At 37.7% G+C, this 26,493-nt stretch carries 25 protein-coding genes; 20 read left to right on the forward strand and 5 right to left on the reverse strand.

Going from position 1 to position 26,493, the window contains the following annotated elements:
• The 4 genes from BMY14_RS18850 to BMY14_RS18865 form a co-directional block, all read right to left on the reverse strand.
• Positions 1 to 219: transposase (locus BMY14_RS18850; protein ID WP_483878440.1), on the reverse strand; the 219-nt coding region annotated here is incomplete at its 3' end.
• 147 nt (positions 220 to 366) lie between these two features.
• Complete coding sequence (locus tag BMY14_RS18855; protein ID WP_091835340.1) at positions 367 to 1,263, reverse strand: dihydrodipicolinate synthase family protein; 897 nt, start codon at positions 1,261 to 1,263, stop codon at positions 367 to 369.
• Between the two features lie 30 nt (positions 1,264 to 1,293).
• Positions 1,294 to 2,640, reverse strand: coding sequence for a gluconate:H+ symporter (locus tag BMY14_RS18860; RefSeq protein WP_091835343.1), 1,347 nt, complete (start codon positions 2,638 to 2,640; stop codon positions 1,294 to 1,296).
• A gap of 26 nt (positions 2,641 to 2,666) precedes the next feature.
• A complete protein-coding gene (locus BMY14_RS18865; RefSeq protein WP_091835347.1) occupies positions 2,667 to 4,643 on the reverse strand; it encodes a YjhG/YagF family D-xylonate dehydratase in 1,977 nt (658 codons plus the stop codon).
• Positions 4,644 to 4,951: 308 nt separating this feature from the next.
• Between BMY14_RS18865 and BMY14_RS18870 the strand changes: the two genes are divergently transcribed.
• The gene (locus BMY14_RS18870) at positions 4,952 to 5,740 is read left to right on the forward strand and encodes an IclR family transcriptional regulator (protein ID WP_091835350.1); all 789 of its coding nucleotides are present in this window, start codon (positions 4,952 to 4,954) and stop codon (positions 5,738 to 5,740) included.
• A 217-nt stretch (positions 5,741 to 5,957) separates the two neighbouring features.
• On the opposite strand, the gene BMY14_RS18875 is transcribed toward BMY14_RS18870, so the two are convergent.
• A complete protein-coding gene (locus tag BMY14_RS18875; RefSeq protein WP_091835353.1) occupies positions 5,958 to 8,747 on the reverse strand; it encodes a sigma-54-dependent transcriptional regulator in 2,790 nt (929 codons plus the stop codon).
• Between the two features lie 291 nt (positions 8,748 to 9,038).
• Here BMY14_RS18875 and BMY14_RS18880 point away from each other — a divergent pair, with 291 nt between their 5' ends.
• The 19 genes from BMY14_RS18880 (at position 9,039) to BMY14_RS18965 (ending at position 26,142) form a co-directional block, all read left to right on the forward strand.
• A complete protein-coding gene (locus BMY14_RS18880; RefSeq protein ID WP_091835356.1) occupies positions 9,039 to 9,500 on the forward strand; it encodes a PTS sugar transporter subunit IIA in 462 nt (153 codons plus the stop codon).
• Positions 9,501 to 9,520: 20 nt separating this feature from the next.
• On the forward strand, positions 9,521 to 9,802 hold the full coding sequence (locus tag BMY14_RS18885; RefSeq protein WP_091835359.1) for a PTS sugar transporter subunit IIB: 282 nt from the start codon (positions 9,521 to 9,523) through the stop codon (positions 9,800 to 9,802).
• 121 nt (positions 9,803 to 9,923) lie between these two features.
• The gene (locus BMY14_RS18890) at positions 9,924 to 11,273 is read left to right on the forward strand and encodes a PTS galactitol transporter subunit IIC (protein WP_091835362.1); all 1,350 of its coding nucleotides are present in this window, start codon (positions 9,924 to 9,926) and stop codon (positions 11,271 to 11,273) included.
• 17 nt (positions 11,274 to 11,290) lie between these two features.
• Positions 11,291 to 11,956 (forward strand): class II aldolase/adducin family protein, encoded by a 666-nt coding sequence (locus tag BMY14_RS18895; RefSeq protein WP_091835365.1) that lies wholly within the window; start codon positions 11,291 to 11,293, stop codon positions 11,954 to 11,956.
• Between the two features lie 185 nt (positions 11,957 to 12,141).
• Positions 12,142 to 13,146 (forward strand): dihydroxyacetone kinase subunit DhaK, encoded by a 1,005-nt coding sequence (locus BMY14_RS18900; RefSeq protein ID WP_091835368.1) that lies wholly within the window; start codon positions 12,142 to 12,144, stop codon positions 13,144 to 13,146.
• A 14-nt stretch (positions 13,147 to 13,160) separates the two neighbouring features.
• Positions 13,161 to 13,817: a dihydroxyacetone kinase subunit DhaL gene (gene dhaL, locus BMY14_RS18905; protein WP_091835371.1), complete on the forward strand. Its 657-nt coding sequence runs from the start codon at positions 13,161 to 13,163 to the stop codon at positions 13,815 to 13,817.
• A gap of 249 nt (positions 13,818 to 14,066) precedes the next feature.
• Positions 14,067 to 14,672 carry a P-loop nucleotide/nucleoside kinase family protein gene (locus BMY14_RS18910; protein ID WP_091835373.1) on the forward strand — a complete coding sequence of 202 codons (606 nt, stop codon included), beginning with the start codon at positions 14,067 to 14,069 and terminating at the stop codon, positions 14,670 to 14,672.
• Between the two features lie 305 nt (positions 14,673 to 14,977).
• Positions 14,978 to 16,927, forward strand: a complete 1,950-nt coding sequence (locus BMY14_RS18915) for a BglG family transcription antiterminator (RefSeq protein ID WP_091835376.1) — start codon at positions 14,978 to 14,980, stop codon at positions 16,925 to 16,927.
• Positions 16,928 to 16,987: 60 nt separating this feature from the next.
• Entirely contained in the window at positions 16,988 to 17,452 is a 465-nt protein-coding gene (locus BMY14_RS18920) for a PTS sugar transporter subunit IIA (RefSeq protein ID WP_091835378.1), read from the forward strand.
• A gap of 153 nt (positions 17,453 to 17,605) precedes the next feature.
• Positions 17,606 to 17,914, forward strand: a complete 309-nt coding sequence (locus BMY14_RS18925) for a PTS sugar transporter subunit IIB (RefSeq protein WP_091835381.1) — start codon at positions 17,606 to 17,608, stop codon at positions 17,912 to 17,914.
• A 24-nt stretch (positions 17,915 to 17,938) separates the two neighbouring features.
• Entirely contained in the window at positions 17,939 to 19,219 is a 1,281-nt protein-coding gene (locus BMY14_RS18930) for a PTS sugar transporter subunit IIC (protein ID WP_091835384.1), read from the forward strand.
• Positions 19,220 to 19,241: 22 nt separating this feature from the next.
• The gene (locus tag BMY14_RS18935) at positions 19,242 to 19,628 is read left to right on the forward strand and encodes a tetratricopeptide repeat protein (RefSeq protein WP_091835386.1); all 387 of its coding nucleotides are present in this window, start codon (positions 19,242 to 19,244) and stop codon (positions 19,626 to 19,628) included.
• A gap of 43 nt (positions 19,629 to 19,671) precedes the next feature.
• Positions 19,672 to 20,514 (forward strand): class II fructose-bisphosphate aldolase, encoded by an 843-nt coding sequence (locus BMY14_RS18940; protein WP_091835389.1) that lies wholly within the window; start codon positions 19,672 to 19,674, stop codon positions 20,512 to 20,514.
• A gap of 102 nt (positions 20,515 to 20,616) precedes the next feature.
• A complete protein-coding gene (locus BMY14_RS20700) occupies positions 20,617 to 20,757 on the forward strand; it encodes a hypothetical protein (RefSeq protein ID WP_177177667.1) in 141 nt (46 codons plus the stop codon).
• Between the two features lie 21 nt (positions 20,758 to 20,778).
• On the forward strand, positions 20,779 to 21,363 hold the full coding sequence (locus BMY14_RS18945) for an RNA polymerase sigma factor (protein ID WP_245741492.1): 585 nt from the start codon (positions 20,779 to 20,781) through the stop codon (positions 21,361 to 21,363).
• Positions 21,350 to 22,183: a hypothetical protein gene (locus BMY14_RS18950; protein WP_091835392.1), complete on the forward strand. Its 834-nt coding sequence runs from the start codon at positions 21,350 to 21,352 to the stop codon at positions 22,181 to 22,183. The genes BMY14_RS18945 and BMY14_RS18950 overlap by 14 nt, the downstream gene beginning before the upstream one ends.
• A gap of 19 nt (positions 22,184 to 22,202) precedes the next feature.
• Positions 22,203 to 23,078 carry an ATP-binding cassette domain-containing protein gene (locus BMY14_RS18955; protein WP_091835395.1) on the forward strand — a complete coding sequence of 292 codons (876 nt, stop codon included), beginning with the start codon at positions 22,203 to 22,205 and terminating at the stop codon, positions 23,076 to 23,078.
• Entirely contained in the window at positions 23,075 to 23,800 is a 726-nt protein-coding gene (locus tag BMY14_RS18960; RefSeq protein WP_091835398.1) for an ABC transporter ATP-binding protein, read from the forward strand. Before BMY14_RS18955 ends, BMY14_RS18960 begins: the two co-directional genes overlap by 4 nt.
• The gene (locus BMY14_RS18965) at positions 23,797 to 26,142 is read left to right on the forward strand and encodes a M1 aminopeptidase family protein (RefSeq protein ID WP_091835401.1); all 2,346 of its coding nucleotides are present in this window, start codon (positions 23,797 to 23,799) and stop codon (positions 26,140 to 26,142) included. The genes BMY14_RS18960 and BMY14_RS18965 overlap by 4 nt, the downstream gene beginning before the upstream one ends.
• The last annotated feature ends 351 nt before the right edge of the window (positions 26,143 to 26,493 follow it).

Genomic DNA, 26,493 nt, shown 5'->3' on the forward strand with positions numbered 1-26,493 from the left:
CATAAATCCGAATAAGATTGTTTTCAACATGCTGGTCGGGTTATACCTGATACGTCCAGCAAAGTGAGCTGGAACATTTTTCAGGTATTTCTCCAAGTCGATTTCCTCCATAAATCGGTCAAAAACCAGCACGGGATCACAGATATTCAGATAATCTGAAATAAACAGTGGCAAAACTGCCTGTTTTGTTTTAAAATAATGTATGTTTGAATTTTTCATGTGCTATGTAAAATTTTAACACAAAAAGAGGATCAGCGGCTCTTTCGAGCTAGTGATCCTCTTTTGTTTTTATAGGGGCATTATTTCACAGCCCCTTTTTTGCTGTTTTTCGTTATCACTACAATGTGTTTTATTGCATCAGTTTTATTATTGCTGTTTATGAGCTTCCGTAAGGATGTTTTTAATGTTTTGATATTGCGTATTTGTTACTTGTACGGTGGGAGCTTTTGTATAGGTAGACATTTCAAGTCCTTTTGCTTTCACAGCGGCTTTGATTCCTGTGATAAATAAATCAGTTATATCGTAGAGTTTCATAAGGGTCGATACTTTCTGAGCACATATTTGAGTTGTAATAAAATCTTTATTTTCATAAGCTGTATGCAAGGTGGTGAATAATAACGGATCAACATTTGTTAATCCGCATAAAACTCCATCACCACCTGATATTCGGTTCACCAAATAGTATTCGTCGAATCCAGACAAAATTGAAAAATCAGGACGGTCGGGTTTTATTTTTTGAATTAATTTTCTGGTGTGGCTTATAGTATCAACCGTATCTTTAATGCCTACAATATTTGGATATTTCATGGCTAATTTGTATACTAAATCGGGTGTTAAATCATTGCCTGTTCTGGCAGGAAAGTTGTATAACACAATAGGTATGTCGACTTTTTCGGCAATTGTACCAAAATAAATTTCAGCAGCCGTATCTGTCGGTCCAAAATAATACGGCGATACAGCAACGGCGGCATCTGCACCAGAAGTTTTAGCGTACTGGGTCAGCTCAATTACCTCTTCCATTATGGTTCCACCGACGCCAATCATAACGGATACTCGTTTATTCACTGCTTTTATGGCAAAATCAATCATTTGTTTTTTTTCGTTCAGGGAAAAAGCAAAAAATTCGCCGAGACTGCCGAAAAACAAAATTCCATTGATGCCATTTTTAATTAAGTTATTGATATGTTTTTCCATAGCTGGAAAATTGAATGTCCCATCCTCGTGCAAAATCGTAATACTTGGTGTATAAATACCTTTAAACATAGCTAGTCCTCCTTAAATTTTGTATGTGTATTAAACAAATAAGCTCAATAGTAAAATAAATAGCAAACCAGATACGGATACAATTGTTGATAGCAACGTCCAGGTGGCGAATGTTTCTTTTAGACTTAGACCGAAATATTCTTTTACCATCCAAAATCCGGCATCGTTTACATGCGAAGCTATTGCACTGCCAGCACCCGTGGCTAGTGTTACTAATGCCAAGTTGACATGGGAAGCGGCTAGCATGGGAATAACTAAGCCGGCGGTAGAAAGAGCAGCTACTGTTGCTGAACCTAACGATACACGCAAAATTGCGGCAACAATCCAGGCAAGCAGAATGGGTGACATGGAGCTTCCTTGAAATAATAGAGCGATATAATCACCAACGCCGCCCGCAATAAGAACTTGTTTGAAAGCCCCGCCACCACCGATAATTAAAAGCATCATTCCGATGGAAGCGATTGATGATGAACAAGCCGACATTACTTCTTTTATAGGAATATTCCTGCGAATTCCCATTGTGTAAAATGCAAGGAGTAAAGATATAAGCATAGCAGTGGAAGGGTTTCCGATAAGATTTACAACTTTAAAAAAGAAACTATCGGGCATTCCTGCTGTGTTTTTTATGATTGAAAGTATCGTTGCGAGTAACATTAAAATGACAGGGAATGTTGCCGTTAACAAACTGATGCCAAAGGCAGGTGTTTCTTCTAACTTTAAAACTTTTTGTTCACCCAATGACGAAATATTACCGTCTTTCGTAAAAGCATTTGGTACAATTTTTTTTGCGAATTTTGTAAATACTGGACCTGCTAAAATCACGGATGGTATGGCAACAATAATACCATATAATAAAACAGTTCCAATATCTGCACCATATTCGCCGGCAATGACAGTCGGTCCTGGGTGCGGTGGCAGGAATGCATGCGTTGCTAATAAAGCAGCAAGCATTGGAATACCTAAATATAATGGTGAAACTTTTAATTCTTTTTCAATCGAAAAAACGATAGGGATTAATAAAACTAAACCTACTTCAAAGAACATTGCGACACCAACAATAAATGAGGAAACTACAACAGCCCATTGAATTCGTTTTTCACCAAATTTATGAATTAAAGTCAGGGCAATTCGTTTTGCTCCGCCCGAGTCAGCAATTAATTTGCCTAACATAGCGCCTAGCCCAAATATTAAAGCAATATGACCGAGTGTTCCGCCAATCCCGGATTCAATTGTCAAAACTGTTTTTTCCATTGGTACACCTAAGGCCAAAGAGGCAATAAAAGAGATAATCAAAAGAGAAACAAAGGTATTCATTTTAAAGACAGAGATTAATACGATTAAGAGTACTACACCCAGTGCTACAATAAATAATGGCATAATAATCCTCCTGTTATGGCATATTTTTATTTTTTATCAGCTAATGCTTTTGATCCGGCCGCAAGGACTTCAATGATTTTATCTACATCATAAATACTACCCCGCCAGGTACCGCCACTTACCGATTGAAGAGCTGCCCATAATCTTGTGTCATCGGGAAGATCAGGGTCGGGTTGCAGCCCGGCGTGGATTTTACGTGCGGCTAAAACATCGGCTGCAGCTTCATAAGAAAGAGGATTATTCTCCGTTCCGATAAAATTAATGGAACCTTCAAGCCGTTGGGTATCAATGATAATTTCAATAATGTCGTTATTTTGTAATTTTCCAATTGGACCACCGACCAATGCTTCCGGACCGACATGACCAAAACAGGCTCCTGTTGAAACACCAGAAAAACGTGCATCGGTAATGAGGGAAACATGTTTGCCAAAAGATAATTTTTTTAGTGCAGAGGTTAATTGATACGTTTCTTCCATTCCGGTTCCCATCGGACCTACACCACTGACAATCATAATATCTCCTGCTTGAATTTGTCCCCCGGTTTTAATCGCTTGAATTGCATTCTTTTCAGATGTGAAAACTTTGGCTTTGCCTGTATGCCGGAATACCCCGTCCGTATCAATAACGGATGGATCAATCGCGGTTGATTTTACGACAGAACCTTCGGGCGCAATATTGCCTATGGGGAATGTAACAGTTGAGGTTAGCCCTCTTACTTTTGCTTGGCTGGGACTCATAATAACTTCATCAGCAGCAATATGATCAATGTCAAACAGGCGCTTTTTGCACTGGGCGCGTCTTGTGGATTTTTCCCACCAATCAAGATTTACGCCAAGGGTTTCGCCCGTAACCGTCAGAACATCCTCATGCAAAAGACCGAGCTTTCTTAAATGAAGCATAACTTCTGGAACACCTCCGGCTAAAAATACGGAGACTGTAGGATGATTAACTGGACCAATTGGCATAACACTCACTAAACGAGGGACTTTTTTATTAATTTTTGCCCAATCAGTGACGGTTGGAATTTTGCAGTTTGCCGCATGGGCAATGGCCGGAAGATGAAGCAGCAAATTTGTTGATCCGCCAAAAGCTGCATGAATCACCATAGCATTTTCGATTGCTTTATCGGTGAGAATGTCTTTTGTTGTTATTTTCTGGTGTGCCATTTCTAAAGAAGCTCGGGCCGATTGTTTGGCGAGTTCTTCCCATATTGGCTGACCAGAAGGTGCTAATGCAGAGTGGGTTAATGCCAGTCCTAAGGCTTCGGCAATGACTTGAGAGGTTCCGGCTGTCCCCAAAAATTGACAGCCTCCACCGGCAGAAGCACAAGCTTTACAGCCTAGACGGGATGCATCTTCCAGAGATATTTCATTATTTGAAAATCTGGCGCCAATTGTTTGGATGGTGCCGGCATCTTCGCCTTCATTTGGCTGTAAAGTGGAACCGCCAGGCACAATAATTGTTGGTAGATCATGCATAGCTGCCAGTGCCATCATCATAGCGGGCAGACCTTTGTCGCATGCTGCTACCCCAATTACGGCTTGCCGTGTTGGCAAGGACCGAATTAAACGGCGAAATACAATTGCCGCATCATTGCGATAAGGCAGGGAATCAAACATTCCAGTTGTACCTTGGCTGCGACCGTCACATGGATCTGTCACATAGGCAGCATGAGGTACACCACCGGACTTTTTTATTTCTGCGGCCGCCGCGCGCATTTGCAAACCTAATTCAAAGTGACCAGTATGTAAACCTACCGCAATAGGTGTACCATCATTGTCGCGAATTCCACCTTGTGTGCTCAGCAGTAGAATATCGTCACCGAGAAGCTTATCTGGATTCCAGCCCATTCCTGCATTTAAAGTCATACCAAATATATTCCCACTTGGTGAATTTTTTAATAATGATGGGGTTAATGGTAGTGAACCACGTGGACCGTTTGCATGAGTCGGAATATCATATAAAGTTGCAGATTCTTCTCCGTAAATTGTTTTCATTGACATAATAATTCCTCCAATTCAATCGTTATTTGAAAATATGAATACTCATATTATTCGTATATACAAATCTTATTTGTTTATACGAAATATTAATTAAATATTACTATATTCTAGCGAAATGTCAAGAGAATTCTGATTAATTCATAAATTCTGATTAACAATTTAGTTTTGAACAAAAATATATAGAGAAGTGTTTTTCTGTGTTACAATAAAATTAATTGCGATTTAGTTTATATAAGAAATATATCGATAAATGTATCTATTGCTTAGCCTTATTTTTAAGGTATACAAGTAAATAAATGGAGGTCCATATGGCACATAAACCTACGGAGAGAGTATTAGATATTTTAAAGTTTTTATCAGTTACACCAAAAGGGTTAACATTGACGGAACTTTCGGAAGCAAGTGCTGTGCCGAAAAGTACACTATACCCTATTATGCAAACGATGTTAATTCGTAAGTTTGTTTCGCTTGAAAAAAGTTCGCTAAAATATAAAATTGGTATTGCGGCTTTTTCGGTAGGGCTGTCTTATTCAAAAAATAAATATATATTAGATTTTATAAAAAAAATCATGGTGAATATTGTTTCTCAAATCAATGAAACTTGCCAAATGGGTATATTAGATGAAAATAATGTAGTCTATATATTACGTGAAGACCCAGTAAAAGAAAGTGGATTTCGGTTGGTTTCACATATTGGAACGCGAATACCGGCTTATTGTACTGCACTTGGAAAGGCTTTATTGAGCGAATATGAAATTGAAAAAATAAAAGAGCTTTATCCAGATGGATTAAAAGCCGTTACGAAAAAGACAGTAACCGATTTTGTTGTGTTAGAAGATCAACTAAAAACCATTCGTAAAACGCATATAGCAAAAGAGTTTGAAGAAGTGACGGAATTTTTATGCTGCTTTGCCGTTCCTTTGATTTCAAGCGGAAAAACGTTTGCGGCGATTAGCATAAGTATTCCGAGCTTTAGAGCGAATGAAGAAAAAATAAATTTGGCGACTACATTATTATTACAAGCAAAAGAACAAATTGAGGCAACGAGTTTAAATATTGATGCGGACTCTGTTAATAACTTTAGGCTAAATGATTAGGTGGCATTATAGTATTATTATTGATATAGGTTTATGCTGCTAACTAATTATTAAGATTTGGTGATGTTTTTATCGTTAATGCAGTAATTGGGGTTAAAAAGTAACCTGAACGCTTTCTATACCAATCAAAAAAGCTTTGCAAAATTTTGCAAAGCTTTTTTGATTGGTATTTTTTTAGCAGCGGGCTATTTTATATTTTGGTCAGGTGAACAATTAATTATGCATGAACTTCTATTAATTTTATAATATAACAGACTTCATCATCATTAATTTGTATATCATAGCTTTTTTCCAGCGAAGTTATAGCAGTACGTATGGTTGAAAAAATGACAAGATGGTCTTGCTTGAACTGACGAATATTTTCAAAATAAATGGCATCTCTGTGAATACAACGATCGAGCATACAACCAAGATGAACAGTGAAATCCAACAGTTGTTCATCATTTTTTGAGGAATACTGTATGTCATTGATGAAGGTCTTTATGTGTTTGATTGCAACTTTGGGGTTGATATACTTTACATATTTTTCTAACAGCAAGCACGCTTTATCATAGATATCGTTGCTTTTTAATATGGTTAAATTTTCTTGCGGTGATGCTGGTAAACTTGTATTTAGTAAGGCCCAAAACTTTTTCCGACCAGATTCTTCCATAAGTTGACCGATTGGGAAATAAGGAATATCAAGTTCTGGATCGATATTGCCAATAGCAGCAATGAAATTATGTGTTGCTTGTAGTTTGGAATATTCTTTTTTGACATCAAGATAATTTGTGACGATGATATCAAAAATTTGACGATACTTTTTTTGCAGGGTAGTTTCCAGAATATCTTTTACCATTTTACTGGCTCCTTCACCGGTTATGCAAACCGAAAGGATAGCAAGTCTCCGATTGGCGGTAACAGGCAGAAACTTATTGCTTAGAATAGAGTTGTAAATGGTATCTAATTCATCTGTTTTGTATAATACTTTGCGTAATAATTCAAGCGCTAAGGGGGTGGAAATTGATTCTATCACGCTGACTTGTATCCCCGTTTCTTCTGTAAGACGTTTGCCAAAATCAACAAGTGATCCCATATCAACCAACAGAAGCAGGCCTCTGCCACGATGGACAGAAATGGCAACACTGCGAAATTTTTTGTAGGTTTCGTCAATAGCAGTTGACAACGGCATATCGATAGCTTTTAACCAAGCTGTATTCAATAATGTATTGGCAACGGCAGCAATACTTGAGGCAGTTGAGTTACCGTGACAGATGATAACAATGCCAATATAGTTATTGATTACTGCGTCAAGTTTGTTTTGGGATAAGAGTAAGGCTAAAAAGCCTTGTTCAGAAAGTGGAATCGAAGTATGAAAAATTTTTTCGAGCTTTTTTATGATGGCTTGAGATACCTGAAATTCCTTGAGATGTTCGACTTGGATTTTGGATAATTGTGGTGTTGGCATAATTGGGTTGGTATTCAATCGCTTTAATAAGGCATGAATGTGAAAACAAAGGCCGAAGATAAATTTATCTTTAAACTTTGTCGCTAGCTGATGTTCAGCAAATTCGACAAGTTTGACGGTAGTATCAACAATTTCTTTCGGAATAACTTTATAGAGAGTCTGTATGTTGGATTGAGTAGTGTGGATGTTTTTTAAAATGCAGCTAAAATATTCGTCGACATCTTTTTTTAATACTTCGTGAATCGTATCATTATTAAGTCCTTGGCGACGTAAATCTGTTAGTTTAGTTGACATCTGATCATAAATATCATTGTTAAGCAGCTCAAAAGGATAATCATTTTTTTCTTTGTCAGGAGAAATCACGATGTTTTCCGAGAACATGCTAAGATAATGTTTTGTTTCGCTGTCTAATTTTTCTAAATGGAACATACCTTCTTTGATATCCTTGTTTAGTAAAGAAAAATCGATATAGATTGTTTGGTTATCCTGTAGATATTGCAGAAAAGCATTCGCGCAAAGCAACTTAATTTCGGAGCGCAACTGTCCGATATTGCCAGTCTTGAAAGTGTAAATAGCGAGAGCTTTCAAAACTTCCGGTGCTAGAGTTATCGAGCGGTTTAAGTTTATGGATTCATACTTAAAAAAATGATCAACAATTTCAATGCGTTCAAAGATCGGTTTCTGATTAAATGTCGGAAGATTTATTGTAACGGGGATGCGACGTTTGAACGTTGTTAGCAAGCTGTCATTTGGATTTTCGGTTGTAGCGGCAATAATTAAAAGATTCGCTTTGCGCCTGGAAGAACTTTCTCCCAAACGATTGTATTCACCCTTATCCATTAGATAAAATAACATTTCTTGACCATCCGGCGGTAAGCGATGAATTTCGTCGAGAAAGAGGATGCCGCCATTTGCCTTTTCCACTAGGCCGACCTTATCTTGACTGGCTCCTGTAAAAGCGTTTTTGGTATGGCCAAATAGTTGGGAGAGCAACAGTTGTGGATTATTAAAATAGTCAGCACAGTTGAACGTGACAAACGGGAATTCGTCGGATTTTTTTTTATGCACATGTAGACCATAGGCATGCATGGCGGCAGCAAAAGTTGTTTTACCAACACCACTAGCTCCAAGAAGTAACGTATGTAAACCATCTGGTGGATAAACGATGGCAGCCTTTGCTTGGCTGATTTGATTGGCTAAGCTTCCATTGCTGCCTAAAAGATGACTGAAAGGGTCATCTTTGGAAGAGCTTGCTTGCAAGATAGCAGTGAGTTCATTTAATGTATAGGTTTCTTTGCTTTCAGAGGAATGATCTTGAAAAAACTTTTGAAAATTTTTCTTGGCGATGAATGTAACGGGGCGGCTGTTGATTTTGATGAGCTGTCCTTTTTTGTGCAGCTGGTTCAATATAGTGCTGGCATTGTTACGGACGATACCGAGTGCTTGCTGAATATCTTCGGCTTGAATTCCCAGTGGCTTGCGATCTTGTAAAGATTGAAACAGTGTTGTATAAGAACAATTTTTTTCGATAAAATCGAGAACTAAGTCAGAACTTTTCATAAAACAGGCTCCTTATAATAAAATCTTGTAGCGTTTCTTCTAATTTAATATAGAATACAGAAGATTTCAAATTTTATTTCAGATTAGTGCATAATCTCTACAGAAATTGCTGAAAACTATTTTATAAAAGTTATGCAATTTTGAAATAAAATAATTTAGTGCATAAAAACAGAAAATTCTAATAAATTATATGAGATAAAAGTGTATGCACTAGATTGGCATGGAATTTGCAATTATATTAAGTGTTACAGGAGGTTTATTTAAAAGTTTTATAAAAAAAGGAGGTTTTAGATGATGGCATCACTTTTACATGAAGAGCTTGTTTTGCTGAATTATCAAGCAGACAATGCAGAAACACTACTTAAAGAATTAGCTACAATTTTACAGCAGCAGGGATATGTTAAGGATAGCTATATACAAGCTATTCTTGCCAGGGAAAAAGAATTCCCTACTGGGTTGAATACGCCTGGGGTAAAATTGGCGATGCCGCATGCAGCACCAAAGCATGTTTATAAAGAGGCAATATTGGTGGCTAAACTGGCTCAGCCGGTTATGTTTAAAGAAATGGGGAATAGTGGAAAAGATGTGGAGGCAAGTCTTATTTTTATGTTAGCAGTACAAGACCCCAAAAATCATTTGGATGCGCTAAGTAAACTTATGTCTATTTTTTCGCAAAAAGAAAAATTACTGGAGGTGTATAATACTGTCGATAAAAAACGATTAATAGAAAAATTAAATGCAGTTTTAAATTGATGAAAAGGAGTGTACGTAAAATGAAAAGAATTTATGTGGCTTGTGGTTCAGGTGTTGCTACATCACAGACGGTGGCATCCAAAATTAGTAGTATGTGTGAAGATGAAGGATTAGATGTCGCCATTGAAGCAGTAGACATAAAATCGTTGGAAAACATTATTGACCAATGTGATATCTATGTGTCCATTGTTTCTAATGACGCAAATATTTTTGATAAACCGACAGTTAGTGGAATTCCTTTCTTGACAGGTATTGGCATGGATGATGAATGGGAAAAACTAAAGAGTTTTATTGAATTATAAAAAAATAGCCCTCTCGAAAAGAGAGGGATGATCCTAAAATATACCGGATCAAATATAAACACATTTTGATTATAACATATATTTAAAATTTATAGATAAAAAAGTGAGGTGCCTTAAAATTATGGATGCTATATTGAATTATATATTAGGGCTCGGAGCCGCAATCTTTTTACCAGTAATTATGATCATTCTGGGACTATGCATGGGCATGAAGGTTAAAAAAGCTATAACTGCGGGTGTGACATTGGGTATTGCATTTACAGGTATGAACGTAGTTTTAGGCTTTATGTTTGATGCTATTAGTCCAGCAGCGAAAGCATTAGTTGAAATGACGGGGATACAGCTAACCGCAATTGATGTTGGTTGGGCACCAATTGCTTCGATTGCATGGGCTTGGCCTTATGCTGTCTTAATGTTTCCTTTTCAGATTGCAATAAACTTAATTATGCTTGCTTTGAATCGGACAAATTGTTTGAATGTAGATTTATGGAATGTATGGGGAAAAATTTTTATAGCTTCTATGGTAACGTATGTTTCCGGTAGTTTGATTTTTGGTTTTATTGCCGCAGGAATTCAAGTTATACTGGAACTTTTAAATGGAGATTTGATACAAAAACAATTATATCAGTTCACTAAAATACCAGGTGTCACTTGTACCCATCCAATGTTTTTACAGACACCGGTTCTTTGTGCATTTAATCGTATTCTTGATTTTATTCCCGGAATTAATAAAATTAATTTAGATTCTAAAGGGTTAAAAGATAAACTGGGAATTTTTGGGGAAAACAGTATTATGGGGTTGCTTGTTGGTGCACTTATTGCTGGAATCGGCGGGTATGATTTTAAAGGTATTGCGACAACAGCTATTCAGGTTGCTACAGCAATGGTTTTATTCCCGATGGTTGCAAAGTTATTTATGCAGGCGTTGGCACCTATCGCTGATGCTGCCAGTACTTTTATGAAAAACAAATTTAAAGGAAGAGAATTTTATATTGGGTTGGATTGGCCGTTTATAGCTGGACAATCTGAAGTGTGGGTTGCTGCAATTATTATTGTCCCAGTCGAATTATTATTGGCGATTGTCATGAGTCAAATGGGACTTAATAATTTAATTCCTCTGGCTTCCATTATTAATGTGGCGGTTACAGTGCCAGCACTTATTGCAGGAAACGGAAATTTACTTAGAATGATCCTAATTTCGATTATGGCGACACCAATTTATCTATTAGTTGCGACCAGTTTTGCTCCAGTAATGACAAAAATGGCGATAGCAACCAATGCGCTGCAAGTTCAATCTGGACAATTTATCGGCTGGCTTGCATTTGAAGCACCTGAACTTAGATGGGGTTTGGCACATGCATTTAATGGAGAAGTAACCGGAATTGCTGTAATTATAGCTTTAGCATTGGCCTTTGTTTGGTACTTTAAACGTATGATAGTTATTAATAAAACGTTGGATGATAAAAAATAATTTAGGAGGATATTCAGATGTTAGATAAGTTAAAACAAGAAGTTGTAAAGTATGCATTAGAAGCAGATCGTTCAGGATTATGTAAACATAGATCCGGTAATTTTAGTATGCGTGATCCTAAAACTGGATATGTATGTATTACACCAACGGGGGTTGATCGGGCAGAACTGAGTTATCATGATATTGTTGTGATAGATCTGGATGCTAAGGTTATTGAAGCGGAGACAGGTCTTAGACCGACGAGTGAAACGCTTATGCATTTGGCCGCATATAAAATGCGTCAGGATGTAAATGCAGTGGCACATACACATTCTAGATTTGCTACATCTTTTTCCATCCTAAAGAAGCCAATTCCGGCGATTGTTTATGAGGTTGCTAACCTTGGCTGTAAAAATGGCTATATTCCAGTAGCTGACTATGGACGACCAGGAACGCCGGAATTGGCTGAAAGAACGGTGGCTCAGCTAAAAATTTCTGATGTCGTTTTAATGGAAAGTCATGGCGTAATTGCTGTTGATGCGGATATAAAAGAAGCCTTGCTAAAGGCCCATTATGTAGAAGAAATGGCGGAAATTTATTATCGTACACTTACGTTGACCGGTGGGACGGAGCCGCATGTTGTGCCGCTGGAAGAACTGCAGAAATGGGAATACCCAAAAGAAATTCAATTGCTGCCTAAATAAGCATACTATATAGAACGCATTAAAGAAATTACATCCAGTCTATCAGTCTGCCAGAAATGGGGTATAGGGCATCGTTTGCTTCCTACGTAACGCCACGGAGCCCTATACCCCATTCCTGACGATTGCCATATAAAATGTTTAATGCCGTATATATAGTATCTTTTATAAAATTGGAGGTATGGGATATGAAAAAACTCATCAATAAAGCGGAAGATTTCGCTCGAGAAACGATAGAGGGGATTGTTTTAGCTCATCCAGAGAGTTTGAAAATGTTGAATGAAAATCATCATTGTGTGGTGCGGGCTGATGAAAAAAAACAAGGAAAGGTGGCCATTGCAACCGGAGGCGGATCGGGTCATCTGCCTTTGTTTTTAGGGTATGTAGGCAAGGGCTTGGCAGATGGGGTCAGCGTGGGAAATGTATTTGCCTCACCGAGTGCGGAGGTAATGCATGATATCGATAAGGCTATTCACGCTGGAGCAGGTGTATTGCATCTTTATGGGAACTATGGTGGTGATATCATGAATTTTGGGATGGCGGCAGACCTTGCGGAAATGGAAGATATTGAAGTTACCGAGGTGCTGGGGTGTGATGATGTAGCTTCTGCACCAAAAGGCAAAGAAAGTAAACGCCGTGGTGTGGCCGGATTGCTATTTGCTTATAAGATTGCTGGTGCGGCTGCCGAAGACATGCTTTCTTTAGCCGAGGTAACACGTGTTGCACAAAAGACGGTTGATAATACACGAACGATGGGAGTTGCCCTTACACCTTGTATTGTTCCCGAAGCCGGCAAAGCTACGTTCAGTATTGGTGAAGATGAAATGGAAATTGGTATGGGAATTCATGGTGAACCAGGGATTAACCGTACGAAGCTAAAGCCAATAGATGAAGTTGTTGCAGAAATAACGAATAAGATTCTCTCTGATTTGTCATTTGAAGATGGCAGTGAAGTGTCTGTGCTGGTCAATGGATTAGGCGGAACTCCTAAAGAAGAACTATATATTGCCTATCGGCAGGTTTATAAGATTTTACAAGGAAAAGGTATTAAAATTTATCGTAAATATATCGGAGAATATGCGACTTCATTGGAAATGGCAGGTATGTCAGTCAGTTTATTGAGGCTTGATGATGAATTGAAAAAATATATAGACAGGCCATGCTATTCACCATTTTTTGAACAATCTCGCTAATGGAGGAAACTGTTATGGAAAAAATAACAAAATCTGGATTAAAAACTATTTTAAAAAATATCATGGATATTATGGAAGAGGAAAAACAATTTCTTATTGAATTGGATGGTTCAATGGGGGATGGCGATTTGGGGCTAACCATGTGTTCTGGTTTTCAGGCGATATATAAGGAAATAGATAATATCGAGGATGAAGATTTAGGTAAGGTAATTATGAAGCTTGGCATGAAAATGAATGCAACAGTTCCATCAACGATGGGGACTTTGCTTTCAACTTGTTTTGTGAAAGCAGCACCAAAAGCTAAAGGGAAGACAGAACTTACTTTGCAGGATTTTGCAGCTATGGGGAAAGCTGGAGTAGATGGCATTATGGTGAGGGGCAAAAGTAAGGTTGGCGACAAAACGATGTTGGATGCCTTGATTCCAGCAGTAGAAGCTTTAGAACTGGCAGTTATTTCTGGTAAGTCAATGAAATCAGGGCAGCAAGATGCTTTAGCAGCGGCTGAAATCGGTGTAGAAAAAACGAAGACAATGCAGTCAGTACATGGACGAGCTGCTTATTATGCGGAAAAATCAATTGGCAGGCAAGATCCGGGGGCTACGGCGGTTATGTTTATTATTAAAGGAATTGTTAGAGGCTGTGAGAAACTGAATAAAAATTACCACATCTAGTGACAATTGTAAAAATGTATTTGAATAAGTGATCGGGGCTATTATGAAATATGTAAAAACCTCCAAATGAATTCTACCAGATTCATTTTGGAGGTTTTTACTGTAGGCAATAATAGATGCAGCTAGGGCGTCGATTGGTTTGTATTATAATACTATTGACAATATATAATGTGACTTGTTATATTGTTTATGGATGTATTCATGAAGTGGCTCTTAAATTTATTTGCTATAGAATAGGAGCAGCATGAAATGAAAAAGACCTTGGTTTTATTAGCTGGATACCCAGGAACGGGAAAATCTTATTTATGTAGTATGATTTTGAAGCTGGAAAAACGTTTTTTTGTTTTATCACCAGATGAAATTAAAGAAAAATTTTGGGATGAATATGGTTTTGATAATGAAACGGAAAAACAAAATGATATTGCGATGAGTTGGCAATATTATTATAAAAAAATGGAAGAATGCATGCAGGATGATATTTCGATCATTTCGGATTATCCTTTTAGTATTAAACAGAAGGCAGCATTGCAGGAACGAATCGAAAAATATGGTTATCAAGTTGTGACAATACGGTTATTAGCTGATTTAGATATCTTGTTTGAGCGACAGAAAAAGAGGGATTTGGATGACCAGCGTCATTTGGGACATATTTTGAGTGCTTATCATAAGGGTGATGTTTTAAAAGATCGTTATAAGGCAGATTCACTGGTTACGCGTGATGAATTTATGAATCGCTGCCGGACACGCGGGTATGATACTTTTTGTTTGGGCTATTTAATTGAGTTGAATGTAAGTGACTTTAGCCAAGTTGATTATTCAGGCGCAATGGAAAAGCTCGCACTGCTTATAAAATAAAATTCTTGTGTAAGCTCAGCGAAATGGTACGGCTGCATGGTGAAAAAATGGACAGATTTTTAATAGATGGTACGCTCTCTTTGGGGAACAGTCGAAATATGGCTGCTTTTTCATAGAGAGCGTTTTGTTTTAGAATTTTATATATAAGGAGATGAATGCTGGTGCGTAAGCATGAAATCATAATTTTTATAGATAGGTTAATCATGGTGCTTAGGCATTATATTTCCGCAAGGGCGGAAATACAATGCCTAGGAAACCTGAAAAAGGAATTGTATAATACAAACATAGCAAGAAGGAGAGACATTATGAATACATCCAGCAAGAGAATATTGAAAATAATTAAAATATTTGATGCAAGTAAAAAATTATTGGATAGTAGTAAATTAGCGCTTTTATTAGGTGTAAGTTCCAGAACAGTACGTAGTGATATGAAAGAAGTCAATTCACTTTTGAAAAATTATGGGGCTGTAATTCAATCTGAAACTGGGTTGGGATATTTATTAAAAATAACGGATGCGAAAAAGTATCAGGAGTTTAAAGGACAACATCTTAATTTCAGAAAAGCGGATTACGTTACGGATCAAATTGTGCCAACCGATCATAATGATCGTATATTTTTTATCATTACAAAACTACTGACCTTCTCGCTTCATCAAAAAATTGTCAATCAGCTGGAACTTGCTGACGAATTGTTTATTAGTTTATCAACACTGAAGTCTTACTGGAAAGATATCAAAAAAAGCCTGGCCAGATTTAATCTGCAGCTTGTTGCGGATCGATCAAATGGCGTAAGAATTGAGGGCGATGAGGCCCAGATTCGTCATTGCATCTCAGAGTATATTTTCAATAAAGATGATTTGGTAGATTTGGAAAATAATAAATTTTATGCCAATGTTTTCTCGATAGAAGAAGTTGAAACGGTAACTGGTATTTTGCTCAAAGTTATTTCAAAGTACAATATTTATTTGACGGATACTGCTTTTAGAGGCTTGATTGTTCATATCGTGATTGTTTTAAAACGGGCTGATATTAAAAATACCCTTGAATATAGTGGCGATGAGATGAAAGAACTTAGTAAGACCCTTGATTTTGTTGTTGCGAATGAAATTACGCAGGAAATAGCAGAAAAAATGTGTGTAGATATTAGCGACGAAGTTTTTTATCTTACCAAGCATTTTATGTCGAGTAAAAAATTCATGAAAGATGGCAGTAATGCTGATAAGGGTGAATATAAGGGCCTTATTGAAAATATCTTGGCGACGATCAAGTGTGATATTGGCATTGATTTTTCGGCAGATGAAGAATTATTATCAGGGCTTACGATTCATTTAGGCGCAGCGGTAAATCGTTTGAAGTTTAATATGAATATTCGAAATGATATTTTAGCGACCGTGAAAAAAAGTTATCCATTAGCTTTTGAAATCGCTATTGCGGCCAGTAAAGTTATGGAAAAAGCAGAAAATCTCAAGACGAATGAAAATGAAATTGGTTTTCTGGCCGTTCATTTTGGTGCAGCTCTCGAAAGAAATAGTTGTAAAGAAAAAACGGCTATTGTGGTTTGTGGAGCCGGAGCGGCAACGGCAATGCTATTAAAAAGTAAGCTGCAGCGCCGCTTTGGCGGATATCTTCAAATCGTAAAGATCTGTCCATCGTATGCCATTACCGAAGAACTGGCTCAAACTGTAAATTATATATTTACAACAGTACCACTTAAAAATATTATTTCGACAAAAGTGATTCAAGTAGATCCAATTCTTACAGAAGAAGATTTGGAGGTTTTGAATCAGGTGATTACAACCGGCAGTGATGGCGGGGATACTATACGATATAATGACTTTTTTAAACGCGATTTATTTTTCTCGAAATTAGCAGCGTATTCAAAATTTGAGGTTTTGGAGAAGCTGACTAATAGAATGATTCGAGAGGGTTATATCGATGAAAAGGTAAAAAAATCTATTTTTGACAGAGAACGTATGGCATCAACAGAGCTGGGGGGGCTTATTGCAATCCCACATGCACTGGAAAATAATATGGAACAGCCATCCATTGCAATTGCAATATTAGAGAATCAAATTGTTTGGAATGCAGAGAAAGTACAAGTTGTTTTTCTGATCAGTATATCGAAAACAAAATATGATATATGGGAACCTGTTTTTAAAAAAATTTATCGTTATTTTGTAATGAACATGGGGGTAAATGATCTTATTCGAGAACCCGATTTTGATGTTCTTATGAAAAATTTATCAATGGCATAAAAAGCATTTCTGACGCAGCCGAAGCGTTAGACAAAATTCCTTTATATTGGAGTGTTAGGTATGATTCGTGATGTGATACAGGATAGTCATATTTTACTAAATATGAGTCCAAAAGATTGGCAAGAAAGCATCCGCTTAGTGGCACAGCCACTACTTAAAGAAAAATATATTACGCAAAATTATATTGAGGCAATGGTTAATGCGGTTAAACAATATGGTGCTTATATCGTTGTCGGCAAAGGCGTGGCACTTGCCCATGCGAGACCTGAAGAAGGTGTTCAAAAGTTAGGGCTTAGTGTGATGACATTAAAAGACCCAATTGCTTTCGGCAATCAGGAAAATGATCCTGTAAAACTGATATTTTGCCTGGCAGCCATTGATTCGAAGGCTCATTTGGATATTATGCGTTCTATCGTTCATATAATTAATGAAAATTGGAAAATAAATGAAATTGTGGCACAAAAAAACTTAATGGATTTTAAAAAGACACTGGAGAAAATTGAAGAAAATAGTAAAAATGACTAACTTGTAAAGAGCACAGCCTTGTTGATGACGATTAGCAAGGCATATGTTGAAAAATCAGTTTAACAATAATTGTTGTAAAATTGTGAAAATATAAGTGAGAGATATATTGGATGCGATTCAGCTGAATATTAAAATAAATAGGAGTGTGTTGAAATGAAAAAGAAAATAAAGATTTTAATGGTTTGCGGGGCAGGTCTGGGGAGTAGTTTTGCTTGTCAGATGAGCGTGGAAGATGTTTTGAATAAGTTAGGGGTGGAAGCTGATTTAGATCATTGTGATATTTCATCAGCAGTGTCAATGCATCCAGATCTTATTCTGACGGCATCTAATTTCAAATCACAGTTTGAAAAATTTACGATAAATCCAGCGGAAACAAACATTATTTATTTGACGAACATTGTTGGTAAAAAAGAAATCGAAGAAAAACTGGTACCTATATTGAAAGAAAAAGGCATTATGTAACAGAAGAAAGAGGGGGTTTTTTCTATGAGTGTTATTAATTTCATAATCAATAATATTTTGACGCAGGCGGGTATTACGTTGGCACTGATTGCATTACTTGGACTCGTATTGCAGAGAAAATCAATCGGGCAAACAATCGCTGGTACATTTAAGACGTTGCTGGGGTTTCAGGTGTTATCCGCAGGTTCAGCGATTATCGTTGCTAGTTTGATCTATTTTGGCAAGATCTTTACACAAGGATTCCATATGCAGGGCATTATTCCTTCCATTGAAGCAATTAATGGACAGGCCATGAATGAACTTGGGTTGGGCAGTCCCATTGCATTTACGTTTTTAGCTATTTTTGTTGTCAATATTATTATTGCTCGTTTCACGAAATGGAAATATGTCTTTTTAACGGGGCAGGCTATTTTATGGATGGCTACAATGTGTACAGCATTTGGTTATTTTGCCGGACTTAGAGGTTTTATGCTGGTTGCTGTTGGTGGGGTTATCGGCGGGATCTTTGCTGTAGCAATGCCTGCAATGGCGCAGCCAATTGTTCGTAAGATTACGGGTAATAATGATATTGCCTTAGGTCATTTTTGCACCATCGGGTATTTATTTGAAGCAGGCGTTGCTAAACTTGTCGGTAACCCTAAACAATCTGTAGAAAAGATTGAACTTCCGAAGGCTTTTGAATTTTTACAAGATACGTATTTGTCCGTTATGGTTATTATGGTTCCTCTTTATCTAATTACCGCTTTTTTTGCTGGTGAGGAATTTTGTCAACCGATTGCAGGAAATACAAATTACTTGGTACATTCATTTTTACAGGCTATTCAATTTGTTGTAGGTGTTTATGTACTACTAGCGGGTGTTCGTTTAATTTTAGGAGAAATCGTTCCGGCTTTTCGCGGCATTGCCATGAAAATTGTTCCAGATGCTATTCCGGCACTGGATTGTCCGGTACTTTTCCCCTTCTCTCCCAATGCGGTTATCGTGGGGTTTGTTACGACAACAATCGGTACGGTCATTGCTATGTTCGTGCTGCCGAGTTTTGGTCTGGCGATGATCTTGCCAGGGATGCTCACGAATTTCTTTGCCGGTGGTACCGCGGGAATTTTCGGTAATGCTGTTGGCGGTAAACGAGGAGCGATTATCGGCGGAATTGCCCATGGGTTCTTTATTACGCTGCTGCCAGCCTTGCTTGTGACAATTTTTAATACATTAGGTTTTGTTAATGCGACGGCAACGGATGTTGATACGATTTCGGCAGCGTTATTGTATGCATGGATTATAATGCCGCTTATGACTTTGCTGTAATGTAATAAGGGGGGACTTAAAAATGTTCTTTTGGAATAACAATAAGAAAAAGCAAGAAGTACCTGTAATCGAAAAAGTTGAAGTGGCAGATATAGAAAAACTGAAAGAAAAAATAGAATGTTTAGAAACCGATTTAACAGCAGCGTTGGGAAAAGACAGAATCGCTTGCCTCAATGCTTTAGGAAGTGCATATATGGAGATACAAGATACAGAGCAAGCGATTCATTACTATGAAATAAGTTTGGAAGAAGATACAGTTTTTGGTAAAGCTTGTACGGATCTTATGAGTCTATACAATATTAAGCGTCGGGAAGCCGCTGTGGCAAAAGATGATGAGCAGCTTCAATTGTATTTAAATAAAATAGATAATTTGATGCAAACTACAAAAACCATTATGCGTAAAGTATGAAGGAATAAGGAGTTAGTCAGGATCTACGAGAGGATGACAGTATATGTACAAGACATTAAAAGAAGTTTTAGAGCAGGCAGAAAAATTTAATTTTACAGTAGGGTCCTTTAATATGCATAACATGGAAATGCTGCCCGCCATGATTATGGCAGCGAAGGAAATGGGATCACCGATTATCATTCAAACGAGTGCTGGAACAGCTAAATATATAGGTTATGGTGTTATTGCCAGTGTATGTAAATACATGGCAGATTATGAAGATGTGGATGTGGTACTGCATCTCGATCATGCAGCAAAATTTGACGATATTCGCACGGCGATTGAAGCCGGGTACAGTTCTGTAATGTTTGACGGGTCAGCCTTGCCGTTCAAAGAAAATATTCTTCGGACAAGAGCGGTTGTTGAATATGCTCATAAACGCGGGGTATCGGTAGAGGCAGAACTCGGAACGATTGGCGGAACAGAAGAAGGTGTTCACGTAAGTGCAGAAAACATGGTTTATACTGATCCGAAAGCTGCCAAGATTTTTGTTGAAGCGACAGGAATTGATGCTTTGGCAGTAGGTGTTGGGACCAACCATGGACAATATAAATCAAAGACAGAACTTAATTTTCCATTGTTAAAAGAAATCAATGAAACCATTGATACTCCATTGGTCATCCATGGCGGAACGGGCGTAAAAGAAGAAGATATCCATCAGTGTACAAATTATGGTGTTCGAAAATTTAATGTAGGAACGGAACTTCTTGTAGGCTGGACGGAAGCGGCTCAAAAAATGTTTGGACAGACAAAGGTTAATGCCTCACTTCGCAATAATATAGTTCCCTGCAATGATGTTGTTAAGGATGTAATCAAAAGAAAGATCGGTATATTTTTAAATCTATAGGAATTCAATATAGACAGTTCTTTGAAATGGTATAAAAATATAAGCCCGGCTTACTTTATCTTAAAAAATAAAGGAGGCTGGGCTTATAATATTTTTATGAAAATGAAAAAGATTGTAGCGAGTTATACGAGTTATGATGAACAAAAGTTTAGTGCGATGGCGTATAATATTTTTTATAGTAGTGAACTATTGGCGCAGGTACCTCGTATAAATATAGAGGATATGTATAATCAGAAAAGCTGAATGATGCAATATAAGTAAACTTTGCGGATTTCTTTAGGAGGTAGTATTATTTCTGATGAAGAACTGGCTGTGCAGCTCCAGGCGGGGAATGAAACAGCTTTGGAAGAATTGGTTTCTCGGTATCATGCAAAGATATTTTCCTATGTATATCGGATGAGTAAAAACCATCATACCAGCAATGATATTACACAGGATGTGTTTATTAAAATGTGCCGGAATATAAAAAAATATAGTACGTGCTATTCGTTTAAAACATGGATTTATACGATTGCTGCTAATACATATAAAGACTATTTAAAAAGTTCCTATGTGCAAAAGACGGTTATGGGGTTGTCTGTTAGGGAGGACACATTGCTGGATGAAAATACCCCGGAGGATTATTTGCAGAAGCAGGATGATCGGGAGATGGTTGCCGAGGCACTGGGCTGCTTGAGTGATGGTTGCCGCGAAGTTATTATCTTGCGATTTTATGAAGAATTAAAACTTGAGGAAATAGCAATGGTGCTTCATATTCCCGTTGGTACAGTAAAATCAAGGCTATTTAATGGACTGCGATCACTTAAAAGCTTATTTAAGGAAGGCGGCGAAGAATTTGGACGAGCATAGAGATATTTTAAAGGAAATCGGAAGAGAAACAGATGAGGAATGGCTGTCAGTATTGGACAAGCTGTCAAGTTATACTGTTGCAAAACCATCAGCATTGATGACAGAAGAGTTAGTAAGGCGTTTGAAGGATGTTGTTTTACAGGAAAAAATCCCTGAAACTATAGAAAATAGCTTTTTCAAAAAGAGTCAGATTGAGACACCGCATCCGACGATAGGACATTTGTTCAAAGCACAGATGCGAATATTAACTTGGAAATTTATTATAGTGACCAGTATTTTGCTTTTTGGGGGTATAGGTTTGACAAAAGGCGATGGTTCCTTGCTTTTTTTGATAAATGGAGCCCCGATATTAGCATCATTAACACTTTTATATGAACATCGGTCAAAATTTTATAAGATGGAAGAAATGGAGGCAGCTTGTCCGTTTTCGCCAGCGTATGTAGCTGCCGCGCGAATTCTTGTGACTTTAATGTATACTGGATTGCTTTGTTTTGTGGCAACAGTGTTAATTGATGCTTCGGCCTTTGCCATGTTTACAGGGAAAAAAATTCTGCTGGGAAATATGATCTTAGCTTGGCTGGTGCCAATGGTGTTTTTTCTGGGAATAACCCTGGTGCTTTCTTTGCGTGCGGGCATTGGTTATGGTTCTTTTGCTACCTATATATTATGGCTGATACAGCTTATGTGTGAACAAAATAAATATTTTAAAGGGTTTGAATATCAATGGCTTCAAGAAATGCCTTTGTTATTTTTATGTATAGGGATCCTAATGATTTTACTGTATATACGTTATTCAAATAGAGTGAAATGTGTATGTTAAAGATAGATGAGGGGATTTTATGCTGGAAATAGAAGCAATTACGAAGTATTTTGCAAAAGAGCTGGTGTTAGATCGTGTCAGCACTTGCCTGCCAAGAGGTCTGCATGTGTTGACAGGGCCGAACGGAGCAGGCAAGACAACACTGCTGCGCATTTTAGCGGGTATACTTCCGATGACGAGTGGACATATAGAATTAAATGGAATTGGGCAGGCTGAAGACAGTCAATTTAGAACTCATATTGGTTATGTGCCACAGTCATTTGGCGTTTATCCAGAAATGACACCTGATAAGTTTTTGCTTTATTTTGCAGATTTAAAAGGTTTTTCTCGATCTGCAGCCAGGATAAGGGTTGCAGAAGTTATGGAACTTGTTAGAATACAATCATTTCGCAAGGAAAAACTCGGTATTTGGACGAAGGGGATGCGACAGAAAATAGGAATTGCCCAAGCTTTACTAAATGATCCGGCACTACTGCTTATGGATGAACCATTATCGGGGTTGGATACTGAGGACCGTTCTTATTTTTACGAACTGTTTTCGTATTTAGCGAAAAAGAGAATTGTTATATTGAGTAGTCATATTGTGACGGAATTGGATCCGTTTGTAGATCGGATTATGTTGCTATACGAGCGGAAACTGCAATTTGACGGAATTGCCAGTGAAATGATTCAACTTGTTAGTGGTAAAGTATGGTCTGCTTCGGTAACGGAGGCTGAATGGAATCGCAAAAAAAACAATTTTCCAGTAAGCCGTTTCAAATTTCATAATGGCATGTATGAGGTGCGTTTGCTTTGTGAAAGCAGACCAGATTTGAAACGAGTCTTTTCAGTGCAGGCAGGGTTAGAAGATGCTTATATCAATTTTATAGCGAAACATGGAGATTTTGGAAAATGATAGAAGTCAAAAATCTAACGAAACAATATAAAGATAAGGTTGTATTACGGGATATTAATTGGACGATCGGCAGTGGGGTATTTGGGCTATTGGGGGAAAATGGTGCGGGGAAAAGTACTTTTTTAAAACTATTAGCAACACTGCTCGAGCCGACAAGTGGGGAAATTATTATCGACGGAAAAGATTTGGGGACAGAAAAAAGTGAAGTTCGCAAACAATTGGGATATTTGCCGCAGGAATTTGATTTTTATTCACGTCTGACTGGTTTTGAGATGCTTGATTATTTTGCGGTGCTCAAAGGTATGCTGCAAAAAGAAATTCGTCATGATCATATTTATCATTTGATGACGACATTTAATTTGTTGAAAGTCAAAGATAAACGAATTTCAAACTATTCGTATGGCATGAAGCAGCGATTGGGGATTATTCAGGCAATGCTTGGCAATCCCAAACTTTTGATTTTGGATGAGCCGACGGTTGGTCTTGATCTGGTTGAGTGCAATAGGATTCACCATATCATCAGTGAATTAGGGAAAAATAGAACCATTATTTACTCAACACATATTTTTGCTGATATAGAAGCATGCTGCACAGATGTATCCATACTACATAAGGGAGACATGGTTTTTCATGATAGTGTGGATAAACTGGCAATGGGATTTTCTAATATAACGGAAGGCTATATAGCAATGCTGAAAACATGGAAAGGAACAGATGTATGAATATCATAATGGCGATTGTTCGGCAGGAGATCTTTTTTGAACTAAAAGGTTTTGGCTATTGGATATTAGTCTTATTGACCAACAGTTTGTTACTTTATTCGTTGTTTGAAGATCAACATATTGTTTTGCGAGCAATAGAGCTCTACTATGTGTTTTTTGTGTTTTGGAATGTTGGAATCATTTCCCGGGATGCGAATAAGGGGACGCTGACATTTTTGCAAGTGTTACCATTGAATGGAGTGCCAGTTCTGAGCGCACGTTTTTTGGCAAGCTTTTTGCTGCTGTTGCTGTTGGGCGTAGAACTTTTTCTTGTTTCTCTATCTGTGCGGGCGTTTGATTTTCCCAATCAAGTATCCTTCGACAATTTGTTTTTTAGTTATTGGGTCAATTATATTATTGTGTGTATAAATTCGATTTCAGTGGTTTTATTTATCGATATGCTTAGTGGAGCTAATCATTTTCGCACGATGGGCTTAACCTTATTGTATTGTATTATTCATGTGGGGGTAGATGGTGATATAACAACAGCACTGCCTTATTGGCTGCCACCCTGTAATTTTGCAGTGAATTTAGCCGTGACGAATGTTCCTTCGCAGGTTACGGGACTTTTTCCGAATGGTAAGCTGCTTGGAGCAATACTTAGCGAACAGCTTGGTTTGGCCGGCGTGCTTTTGGGGGTAAGCTGTTATGTTTATAGCAAGCGCTGTTTTGAACAACGTCGTCGCTATGTTTATGTTGTTTTGGTGCTCATAGCAGCAAGTGCTTTTTTCTGCGGGGCATATAAACTTAGTGCGGAATATGAAAGCCGCGAACAAAGTTACAAAGAAGCCATTGCTGCTACTGAAATTGATGCACAGGATACAAGCTTGGGGGCACAGCTGCTGGAGACGCTTGAATATAAAATGTCCGTTCAGTTGTTAACAGGAGAGCACTCAATGCAGTGTCAAACTCAACTGATTTTGAGTAATGAAACCGGAAGAGCTGTTCGGACAATCCCATTTACGCTTAAAAATTATTATAAGATCGAAAAAATAATCGACAATACAGGAAAGAAACTGATTTGGCGTAGAACCGGTGATTTTCTTGAGGTTGATTTGCCGAGTCCTTTGCCTAGTGGTGAACAGCAATCCATCCAGATTGATTATCACGGAAAGGTTAGAGAATGGTTTACGAACTATGATGCTGAGCCGCGTGGGTTTATCAATTTTATATCGCCGGAAATGACGCTCTTGCGATCAGGAGAGGCTTGGTACCCTATTGTGGGAAAATACAAATTGGCGGATATCCTTGAATGTCCACAATATGTAGGAAAAGTTGAACAGGTATTAAAGAGCCAAAAAGCAGTCCACAGACCAGTTGCTTTTGCTATAAAAGTCAAAACAGATCAACCGATGGAGATTGTTACTGGCTTGCCAATACTTAGTACGGAGAATTTAAAAAATGGACAGGAGGTCGACTTTGCGAGCGATTCGGCACAGGATATTTTTATTCTGGCGGCTCCCTATAAAAAAACTGCTGCCGCAGATTTACCGGTATACTCTGCGGCCTTGCATGCGTTCAGCGCTGCAACAATACAGGAGCAAGTTAGACTGCGGTTGGATTTTTATGAAAAGTGGATTCCGTTAAGTGGTCCTCATTATTTTCCAATCGTGGAAATACCGGACTTTCTATTAAACAATTGGCTGGGACAATCTCCAGAATATAAACGAATCAGCTTGCAAAATTCTATTATGATTGCCGAAAGCTATTTTTATTTATTTCCGCGGGAGGATACGGACGAATTAGAATTGCAAAAACTACATTTTGAAGAATCCGTCCTGTTTCTATGGTGGCCGCGATTTAGCACGACCGATCCAGGCAGCATTGATGCGGGGCTGCTGTCTTATATGTATGTATTATATGAGGAAAATATTTTAGGAAAAGATTATTATGAGTCTGTTCGACAGTCGTGGCTGCAGAGCGAACCAGTAAGCCAAATAGCCAATGCCGGCATTGATCCAGATAGAAAACATGTTGGCGGGGATAATGTTATGGTGAAAGAAGTCTTTTTATTGCTTGATGATATCCGGCGGTCGGATTTAGGAGATGCTGGGGTAAAAGTTTATCTGCAAGAAATACATGCCCGCTCGATATCACTGGAAAATAGAGACTTAAACTGGACAGATGTGTTGCAGGCATTGGATTCTTGTGAAAAGAATCTGCAAATAACAGGTTATTCCGTGGAACAAATTCAAGCGGCTACAGAAGCTTCTCGGCAACGGGCATTGCACATGCAGCAATGGGATGAAAAAGATGGATCAAATCAAAAAAGGGAGCCATCCGTGCAGTTGAATATTCGGTAAGAAAGGCATGAAATTAAAAACAGACAAAACTCTTCGTTAAACCTTGGAGGCATTAATAACACGGGAACTGGTGATGGAAATTGAACCTACAATCAGGCAGCATAAAGAATGAAATATGCTAAGTGTGCTGAAAAATTCTTGGATACATTGATTCTATTTGATTTAATGCATTTTTGTATTTTTTGTGTATACGCTAAATTTTATTATTTTAAATAAAAGCGCACTGATTTTGTTGTTTTACCTGAGCTGGAGTCGTATTATATATTCAAACTTTAAAAGAGCATACCAGATTAGAATAAAGTATAGCCACAATTCCTTGAAAAATAAGAAATTGTGGCTATACTTATATCT

The organism is Propionispira arboris (assembly GCF_900109225.1).
GTDB lineage: Bacteria > Bacillota > Negativicutes > Selenomonadales > Selenomonadaceae > Propionispira > Propionispira arboris.

Bases quoted from the DNA above. Each gene is read 5' to 3' on its own strand.
- BMY14_RS18875 (WP_091835353.1), bottom strand. From the start codon at position 8,747: ATGAAAAGTTCTGACTTAGTTCTCGATTTTATCGAAAAAAATTGTTCT.
- BMY14_RS20700 (WP_177177667.1), top strand. From the start codon at position 20,617: ATGAAAAAGATTGTAGCGAGTTATACGAGTTATGATGAACAAAAGTTT.
- BMY14_RS18960 (WP_091835398.1), top strand. From the start codon at position 23,075: ATGATAGAAGTCAAAAATCTAACGAAACAATATAAAGATAAGGTTGTA.
- BMY14_RS18880 (WP_091835356.1), top strand. From the start codon at position 9,039: ATGATGGCATCACTTTTACATGAAGAGCTTGTTTTGCTGAATTATCAA.
- BMY14_RS18870 (WP_091835350.1), top strand. From the start codon at position 4,952: ATGGCACATAAACCTACGGAGAGAGTATTAGATATTTTAAAGTTTTTA.
- BMY14_RS18855 (WP_091835340.1), bottom strand. From the start codon at position 1,263: ATGTTTAAAGGTATTTATACACCAAGTATTACGATTTTGCACGAGGAT.
- BMY14_RS18965 (WP_091835401.1), top strand. From the start codon at position 23,797: ATGAATATCATAATGGCGATTGTTCGGCAGGAGATCTTTTTTGAACTA.
- BMY14_RS18900 (WP_091835368.1), top strand. From the start codon at position 12,142: ATGAAAAAACTCATCAATAAAGCGGAAGATTTCGCTCGAGAAACGATA.
- BMY14_RS18935 (WP_091835386.1), top strand. From the start codon at position 19,242: ATGTTCTTTTGGAATAACAATAAGAAAAAGCAAGAAGTACCTGTAATC.
- dhaL (WP_091835371.1), top strand. From the start codon at position 13,161: ATGGAAAAAATAACAAAATCTGGATTAAAAACTATTTTAAAAAATATC.
- BMY14_RS18920 (WP_091835378.1), top strand. From the start codon at position 16,988: ATGATTCGTGATGTGATACAGGATAGTCATATTTTACTAAATATGAGT.
- BMY14_RS18925 (WP_091835381.1), top strand. From the start codon at position 17,606: ATGAAAAAGAAAATAAAGATTTTAATGGTTTGCGGGGCAGGTCTGGGG.
- BMY14_RS18915 (WP_091835376.1), top strand. From the start codon at position 14,978: ATGAATACATCCAGCAAGAGAATATTGAAAATAATTAAAATATTTGAT.
- BMY14_RS18955 (WP_091835395.1), top strand. From the start codon at position 22,203: ATGCTGGAAATAGAAGCAATTACGAAGTATTTTGCAAAAGAGCTGGTG.
- BMY14_RS18895 (WP_091835365.1), top strand. From the start codon at position 11,291: ATGTTAGATAAGTTAAAACAAGAAGTTGTAAAGTATGCATTAGAAGCA.
- BMY14_RS18860 (WP_091835343.1), bottom strand. From the start codon at position 2,640: ATGCCATTATTTATTGTAGCACTGGGTGTAGTACTCTTAATCGTATTA.
- BMY14_RS18940 (WP_091835389.1), top strand. From the start codon at position 19,672: ATGTACAAGACATTAAAAGAAGTTTTAGAGCAGGCAGAAAAATTTAAT.
- BMY14_RS18865 (WP_091835347.1), bottom strand. From the start codon at position 4,643: ATGTCAATGAAAACAATTTACGGAGAAGAATCTGCAACTTTATATGAT.
- BMY14_RS18910 (WP_091835373.1), top strand. From the start codon at position 14,067: ATGAAAAAGACCTTGGTTTTATTAGCTGGATACCCAGGAACGGGAAAA.
- BMY14_RS18890 (WP_091835362.1), top strand. From the start codon at position 9,924: ATGGATGCTATATTGAATTATATATTAGGGCTCGGAGCCGCAATCTTT.
- BMY14_RS18930 (WP_091835384.1), top strand. From the start codon at position 17,939: ATGAGTGTTATTAATTTCATAATCAATAATATTTTGACGCAGGCGGGT.
- BMY14_RS18885 (WP_091835359.1), top strand. From the start codon at position 9,521: ATGAAAAGAATTTATGTGGCTTGTGGTTCAGGTGTTGCTACATCACAG.